Origin of the sequence: Holospora obtusa F1 (genome assembly GCF_000469665.2) — a bacterium.
Lineage (GTDB): Bacteria > Pseudomonadota > Alphaproteobacteria > Holosporales > Holosporaceae > Holospora > Holospora obtusa.
Genome location: NZ_AWTR02000082.1, coordinates 1 through 7,744 on the forward strand (window position 1 = coordinate 1; position 7,744 = coordinate 7,744).

The window sequence follows — 7,744 nt, forward strand, 5'->3', positions numbered from 1 at the left end:
CACACAATCTAATCATCTATTTGCATCACTCATTGCATACTGCAAATTAGAATTATTGAAAGTGAAAACCTCATTGAATCATTTTGCAATAAAACAAAAACTATTGTTAAAAGCCAATGTTTTAATGTTCAATGAACTTCAAATTTTGAAAGGTGCTACGTAAGATGAGTTAATAACGAGGAATGACTCTATTATGCCGAAAACGTACTCTCATTTTCTACCGCATAACAAATCGGATGCAGTAAATAATATGTTTAGAGATTGTGACTACATCGTAAAGTTCACAAGAATCGTACTAAAGCGCATGCTTGAATAATTTTTAAAACATGATAAACTTAGGGGGATAGTTTATTGGTGAACGTATTAGAGCTATGAATAGTTCGTTTTCTGAGGATTCTTCTGAGTTTCATAATCTGCGAGATTTAATTTATTCTAGTCCTATTATGCTGTTTATGAAGGGAAGTCCAGATTTTCCCTTATGTGGATTTTCAAAAAAAGTTGTAGAAATTTTGAAATTTTATACAGATGATTTTGGGTTTTTTGACGTATTAAAAGATGATGTTGTTCGTGAAAAAATTAAGATATTTTCAAATTGGCCCACTTTTCCTCAAGTCTATGCTCGTGGAGAGTTGATTGGCGGGTGTGATATCGTTACCTTACTGCATGAACAAGGAAGTCTTAGAGAAAAGCTTAGTGTTAATGTTTAGTTTTTAGCGTGGCAGCAGGTCATTTGAATCGTTTAAAAGATTTTTCACATTGGTTAGAGTCTTTTGTAGAGATGTTAACAGTAGAAAAAGGTTTAAGTAAAAATACGTGTCGCTCTTGTCTCTGATATACTTCAGTCGTCTAAAGAAATAAATATATTGAACATTAGTGCTTCTGAAATGTTAGAGTATATACATCGAATTTCTTCAAATCATTCGTTAAACTCAAGGAGCGTTGCAAGGCGTGTTTCTGCATTGCGTCAACTGTATCAATTTCTTTTACAAGAAGGGTATATCGCTCACAATCCTATATCAGAAATTGCAATTCCAAAATACTCTTCTTCCATTCCACAAGTAATTGGAATAAAAGAAATGCATCAATTCATAGAGGTTGCAAAAAAAGATACCTGCGTCAAAGGAATTCGTTTGTATGCTTTGTTAGAGTTGCTCTACTCTACGGGAATGCGCATTTCTGAAGCATTGTCTCTTTTAGTGGTTGACATAAACTCAGTACTTCAAGAAACTTCAGAGCAAAAAGGTGCCTTAATTCTTCAAGGAAAAGGAGAGAGAGATCGTATCGTATTTTTAACACAAGAAGCGCAGAACGCTTTAATTCTTTACCTTTCTGTGCGCTCAAAATTGCCTTGGTCAAATTCTCCCTATATTTTTTCAGGAAAAAAAGGATTTTGGCCTCGGCAATCTGTAGGAAGAGCATTAAAAGCACTAGCATTAAAAGCAAATATTGATCCAAAGCATATTTCACCCCACAAAATTCGTCATGGTTTTGCTACGCATTTGCTAGAACAAGGCGTAGATCTTTTTACGATTAAATCTTTTCTTGGACATCAAGACATTTCTACTACACAAATTTATACACAAGTTACACAACGTCGATTATCTCAAGTATTAAAGGAGCACCATCCCTTAAATAATTTTCATTTGGAGGTCGTTGCATGACTTTTTCTCCTTCCTGTATTGTGCTCAATGGCAGCTCAAGAGCTTTTGGAAACACAAAAACGTTGTTAAATAAGATGATTCAAGTACTCGAAGAACCGTTTTCATCAGAAATTCCTATTGTTGATTTGTGTACACTAAATATTACACCTTATGATTATTTAGGTCGCAATACTGGTGATGACTTCTTCCCTTTAATACAACGCTGTCTTAAAAATTTTGAAACTATCGTTTTTGCCACACCTATATATTGGTATACGGTCAGTGCTTATATAAAAATTTTTTTAGATCGCTTTACAGATGTTATCACGTTATATAAAGATCTAAACGAGAAGCTAGAAGGAAAAAAAATATCTCTCATTGTTAACTTTGAAGGAATGCATCAAGAAACTTTAAGAAGTGTTGAAGAAAATATTAATTCGATTTTTATTCATTTTTGTCGCTACTTAAAAATGCAATACAAAGGAGCGTATTTTGCACATATTAATCTATGTATATCAGATCAAGAGAAGGTGAGACGTCTGTTTTCTTGATATGCTTTTTCTAAGTTATATTCTACTGGGGTGCGTATAAGTTTTAGAGAAATACGCATTTAAGTCACCAAAAAATATAGATCAAAAAATTATTTCAATAAGATATAAGACCTTTTCAAAACCTATTGTTGTGCTCGCTCCATATAATAATTTAGCATGAAAATAGGATTTAAAAGAATGCGGTAATAGCCTCGTAAAATTTATCAAACTGGTTTATTTTGTTCTTACCCCATCTTTTCACATTAGTCCAAATTTCTCTATTGAATTCAAATCGGGTAAGTATGGCAGAAAAAAATTAGTTGACAACCTACAGATTCGATCAACTCTTTTGTTCTTTGTGATTTATGAAATCCAGTATTATCCATTATTACAATTTGCCAAGTTCTAATTCCTTAATCAATAACTGAGATACTCAGCTTCAAATAATTTTGTATGACAAAAACCATTACATACCATAGGTACTAACATACCCAGCTATAATATTTACTGCTCTTTTTGGCAGCAAGCTTTTTTTCTTCCCCCCCCCTTTGTCTTGCATAAATGGTCATCTCAATACCCCTTTCATCAATACATATACAAGATTTTCTGACGGTATGCCTTTTATAGTTTCTTTATATCGCTTTCATTTTTCTTGGCTTGCTTGCCAAGTAGGTAAAAGTTTTTTATAGCTAAAGCCTAGCTTCTTTAACCTCCGATACACAGAAATACTAGCATTAAATAGTTTTGCTATTTTCTGCTCATTTTTTATCTTCATTGGCCTTCGACATAAACCCTTAGCTTCTCTGAGTCTATTTTGCCCTTGCTGCCTGAGCGTGTTTTAGCTTTAATGGACCCTGTTTCTTGGCACCTGATTCATCACCTACTTACGCTACTTTTGCTAACTTTAAATATTTTGGACAAGCTTAATATATTCTATTACTCTCTCCCTTAGATTTAAGCTGTATTGTTTCTTTGTCATCTTCTCTTAAAAATAGCATCTCCTTGTCCCGTTTTCAAGCTAAATTCCTATAAATTGGATCCCAAAAACAAAAAGTAATTTATTAGAGTAAACGACAAAATATCATCTGAGTATAGAAAATTCTAATAGATGCATGTATAATTAAGGTGATTTTTTTTGTATGTATTAATATTATGTGTATGGACACTTTAAACTTAGAATATTTACTCCATCATCCGTTTCCTCTTGTGTGCCTTGCAGGCCCTACGGCTTCTGGAAAGAGTAATTTAGCTCTAAAAATAGCTAAAAAATATAATGGAGTGATCATTAATGCAGACAGTAGACAGGTATATCAAGGGCTTCCTTTGCTAACTGCTCAACCCTCCCTCCAGGATATTCAAGAAGTGCCTCATGAACTTTATCAATATGTGCCCAACAAAAATCCAGAAAGAACTGTAATGCAGTGGATCGTTGATGTTGTTCAAAAAGTTAACGAATGTCATCGTTCTGGTGTTTTGCCTATACTCGTGGGAGGATCTGGATTTTATATCCATGCACTAGAATCAGGATTAAGCAACATTCCTCTTGTTCCCCGCATACAAGAAGAGGATGTATTGGCAAAATATCCAAATCATTCTTTGTACGAAATATTAGAAAAAGTCGATAAATGTTCTGCAAAAAAAATTATGATACAAGATAAACAGCGCATTTTAAGAGCGCTAAGTATCTATTTTTTTACAGAAAAACCTTTATCTTTTTGGCAAACGTTTCAAAAAAATACACACCTTTCTCAATGTTTATGGTATAAAATTTTTATTCAGGTCGAAAAAACTTTGTTAAAACAACGTATACAAGCACGTTTTCATTTGGCATGTTCAAAAGGGCTGTATGAAGAAATTTCTAATTTTCCCCTTATTCCTGACTCTCCTTTAAGTCGTTCCATTGGAATAAAAGCCTTGAAATTTTCACAACATCTGGGATATTTCGGAGTAGAGGCAGAAACGATGTTTCTTATAGAAACTTGGAGATATGCAAAGCGCCAGAGAACATGGTTTCAAAAATATTTCATTCCAAATCTTACCATACAATTGTAAATAAAAATTTTATTTATTAGATCTTTTTTTAAGTAATGCTCTAATTTTTTCTTGATTTTTTAATCCAATGAGTATGTTCTCCAAACCTCATTTGTAACCCCACTTCTGAAATTTACGGCGCTAAAAATATGAAAATTTAGATTGAATTGGGTATTTTAAAAAAAGTGAGGAATAGCGAAAATACATTTAATTTTTGTGATTTTTTTCAGTGTACATTAAAAGCGGTTGAATTATAATAAAATAAAAAAATATTAATTGACGGATATAAGCTCTGGAAAAACTTAATTTTCTGCCCAATTCATCGCTTCACATTAGCCAAAAATTTCTCTATTGGATTTAAATTAGGTCAATAAGGTAGTAAAAAAACAACTCTACAACGGGCAGATTCAAATTTTTGGAGTCTGCGCTGTATTGATGAGGCCGCACAATCGTTGCATCGATCATTGCGCACTCATGATCATCGTCCTGAAACAAAGATTTCAAATACCTTTTTCTATACGCTCTTTTGGCTCCAAAGGGTAAATCGGGTGTGGATGGCTTTAATCACCAAACCTCTTTTGGCAGATCACGCCAAGGAATGTCTTTACGGTAAAGGTAAAAAAAGTCTCCACAAACAGAAGATTGTCCTTGGCTGTCAGATCCCCTAGTTGTTCAGGTAAACTATCCTCTTTTATCCGATCTTACTAATCATCTCTCAACGCATAACGCATCATTTAACACACATTTCCTTTGAATTCTAAAAAAAATATCGAAAAAAGTCAACTTAAGTTAAGGCGAGCCCTACTTATGTTTATCATAATGTCTTATTTTACGATTTTGTTTAGGTGAAATCACGAGAGTCGATTTTTGTTCACTGATGTGATCAACAAAAACTTTACTGTCATAAGCTTTATCAGCCATAACCGTATCAGCTTTAAAATCTTCAATTAATTTTGATGCTTAAGTGATATCACTAGCTGTTAAAATAAACCAAAATGGCTGTCCTAAAGCATCAACAGCATAGATTTGTGTGATAAAACCACTTTTGCTTTTCCCCAAACATTCACGCTCGTTTTAACCTTTCTCATAACCAAAAGCACACGGATAAGCGCGAATCCCCTTTGCATCACGCTTCGTTATCATAACTCTATTATAAAAATATTCTAACATGCTATTCCGTATACCTTTCCTGCACCAGTATTCACAGCGCTTATGAATAACTTCTCCTTTTACCATAGCTCTATCATTCACGAAACAGCGCTCCTGAAAAAACAAACATCTTTTAAAAACTGCCGCATTATTATTTTTTTTTACTTTGATGCATTTTACGACGATTAAAATTTATAAATCGATTCTAAATATCATAGTTTTACGTAATATGTGTTCATGGCAACCTTTTTTCTCGATAATCACAATGTTACTACTTTTACTTAATCTCTTTTATTATTTTTTAAATTTTATATAAATGAACAGAACCGAAAAAAATAAGTCCGTAAAAACAAATTTATTTTTACGTTTTATGCATAACGATTATCATAATTTATTAAAAAAAATATATCATACTTATTTCATATAATCAACAAATAATCAAAACTATGAAAAAACGATATTCCGTGTTTTATTTTTTTTGCATACTGGGAAGCTCAGTGTATGGCAATATATTTTCGGAATTTGAAAAATCCGTGAAAAGCGTTTTCAATAAAGATACTCTAATTTTCGATATAAAAGATCTAAAAACGATAGAGGAAGGAAAAAAAGTTTGGAAAATAATGCTTCCTCATTTTCAGTTTTTTATAAAAACACTTGTGAAGGAGGTTCAGAATTTATCTGAAAAAAATTCTGAAAACTTAAAAAACATCAAACAAAAAGAAAACTTTGTAAAGTATTTTATTCTTTCTTTCTTTAAAATGGCCACAGAACTTTCAATTCTTGAGCAGGACAATATAATAATTCAGCACAAAAATCAGATAAATGAAAAATTAAGTCAAAAAGATATCTCAAATCAAATCGAAATTTTATCAAAACTCAAACAAAATTATTTCTCTTCGAAAGATAATTTAAAAAATATAGAACTTCAGTTAGCGGAAATAAACGTAAAAAAAGAAAATTTTTCAATAAAATCTCAGTATGGGAACACATTTGATATATTCAATTTTTACGTCGATGCGTTGAAGAGCATTGAAGCTCTTATTAAAAAATTTAGTACTATAAACTCGCCTATCTTTGATCTTCAAGAATTACGTGAAAAAAATACGCATCTATTAGAGTATGCAAAAAAAGAGATAGAAACCGACAATAATTCTTTAAAGGATGAAGAGCGGGATGTCGTTAATGAACTTTTGAACAGCAATGAGCTTTCTGCGTTCACAAAAGAAAGTACGGAAAAATTAAAAAAAAGATACAAATGTTAAATAATAAAAATCAAAACAAATCTTTATCTTTGAGCGACTTTACTAAACAGTTCAAGGGCATTAAAGGTGTATCGCTAATCAAAAATAACATAAGTCCAGGCCGTATAGAAAAAGATACTGATACATTAAGTCATTTAGAAAAAAAGCAATCAAATAAAGCGAATGAACAATCAGAAAGCAAACATAAAAAACCGAAGATACTTAAGAAAAAAAAGATATTACCTCCCCCCCTTCTGAATCCGAAAAAAAAATTGCCGAGCTTAAGGCGCATTGGGACAAGCAGTTAGAACATCTGGACAAGATAGAGTATTCTTTCGACGAAAGCATGTATGATCCGTATGGATCCAGTAACTTTTGATTTTAAGAGAAGTTTTAGTATCACAATCTAAGGTGCAATTTTTCATTATTCTAAAATAAAAATGATAAAAAATTAATTTTTTTTAAATTCTGCGCACCTATGTAAAATTTAAAAAATAATAAACGAGACTAAGGAGCTGTCCTCACTTAAGTTGACTTTTTTTGATATTTTTTGAAAATTTAATAAAAATTCAAAGAAAATGTGTGATAAATGAGGAGTTATGCGTTGAGGGATGATCAGTAGGATCGGATAAAGGATAGTTTACCTGGAAAACCAGGGTGTGACAGGAAAGGATAACCTGTTTGTTGAGACTGTTTTGTACCGTACCCGTGGAGACATCCCTTGACGTAATCTTTCCGAAAAGGTTTGAAGATTTTAAATCTCCAGCCCAGCTTTACTCGTTGAAGCCAAAAAAGTGTATGGATAAAAGATTTGAAGACGTTTTATCATAGCGTGTAAATGGCGCGGTACTGCCTTGAGTTTAGCAAAAAAATTTTTGATCAAGTGACGGAATTTATAAAGAATATTTATCATAATTTTAAGGCTCAAAACAGTTCTTTTTAGGTGAAATCATGGCCTCACGACCCTTTTCTTTAAGTAGACCTCTTTCGAAACTCGTTTATACTGGAGCCTGTCCTCAATTATAGTAATTTACTGATGTTACGCAGCAATAGTTGATTTCTGCTTGAAATAATCATATTTTTCGTCCATAAGTTTTTAAGGACAAAAAATGAAACTGGATCTTCTTGATATGTATAGCGACTATTTGATAAG

At 32.2% G+C, this 7,744-nt stretch carries 7 protein-coding genes and 1 pseudogene; 7 read left to right on the plus strand and 1 reads right to left on the minus strand.

Annotation, left to right across the window (positions count from 1 at the left end):
* The 5 genes and pseudogenes from P618_RS09505 to miaA all read left to right on the plus strand — a co-directional run.
* Positions 1–163: pseudogene (locus tag P618_RS09505) on the plus strand (IS701 family transposase); the annotation flags it as partial.
* Positions 164–371: 208 nt separating this feature from the next.
* Entirely contained in the window at positions 372–707 is a 336-nt protein-coding gene (gene grxD, locus P618_RS05015) for a Grx4 family monothiol glutaredoxin (RefSeq protein WP_024161233.1), read from the plus strand.
* A gap of 126 nt (positions 708–833) precedes the next feature.
* Positions 834–1,661, plus strand: a complete 828-nt coding sequence (locus tag P618_RS05020; protein WP_275574334.1) for a tyrosine-type recombinase/integrase — start codon at positions 834–836, stop codon at positions 1,659–1,661.
* Positions 1,658–2,191, plus strand: coding sequence for a flavodoxin family protein (locus P618_RS05025; RefSeq protein ID WP_024161236.1), 534 nt, complete (start codon positions 1,658–1,660; stop codon positions 2,189–2,191). The genes P618_RS05020 and P618_RS05025 overlap by 4 nt, the downstream gene beginning before the upstream one ends.
* 1,137 nt (positions 2,192–3,328) lie before the next feature.
* Positions 3,329–4,222: a tRNA (adenosine(37)-N6)-dimethylallyltransferase MiaA gene (miaA, locus tag P618_RS05030; RefSeq protein WP_075260922.1), complete on the plus strand. Its 894-nt coding sequence runs from the start codon at positions 3,329–3,331 to the stop codon at positions 4,220–4,222.
* A 1,053-nt stretch (positions 4,223–5,275) separates the two neighbouring features.
* On the opposite strand, the gene P618_RS08045 is transcribed toward miaA, so the two are convergent.
* Positions 5,276–5,452, minus strand: a complete 177-nt coding sequence (locus P618_RS08045) for a hypothetical protein (RefSeq protein WP_024161238.1) — start codon at positions 5,450–5,452, stop codon at positions 5,276–5,278.
* A 395-nt stretch (positions 5,453–5,847) separates the two neighbouring features.
* On the opposite strand from P618_RS08045, the gene P618_RS05035 reads away from it, so the two are divergent.
* Positions 5,848–6,612 carry a hypothetical protein gene (locus P618_RS05035; protein ID WP_156919025.1) on the plus strand — a complete coding sequence of 255 codons (765 nt, stop codon included), beginning with the start codon at positions 5,848–5,850 and terminating at the stop codon, positions 6,610–6,612.
* On the plus strand, positions 6,606–6,899 hold the full coding sequence (locus tag P618_RS05040; RefSeq protein ID WP_021828012.1) for a hypothetical protein: 294 nt from the start codon (positions 6,606–6,608) through the stop codon (positions 6,897–6,899). The genes P618_RS05035 and P618_RS05040 overlap by 7 nt, the downstream gene beginning before the upstream one ends.
* Positions 6,900–7,744 lie beyond the last annotated feature (845 nt).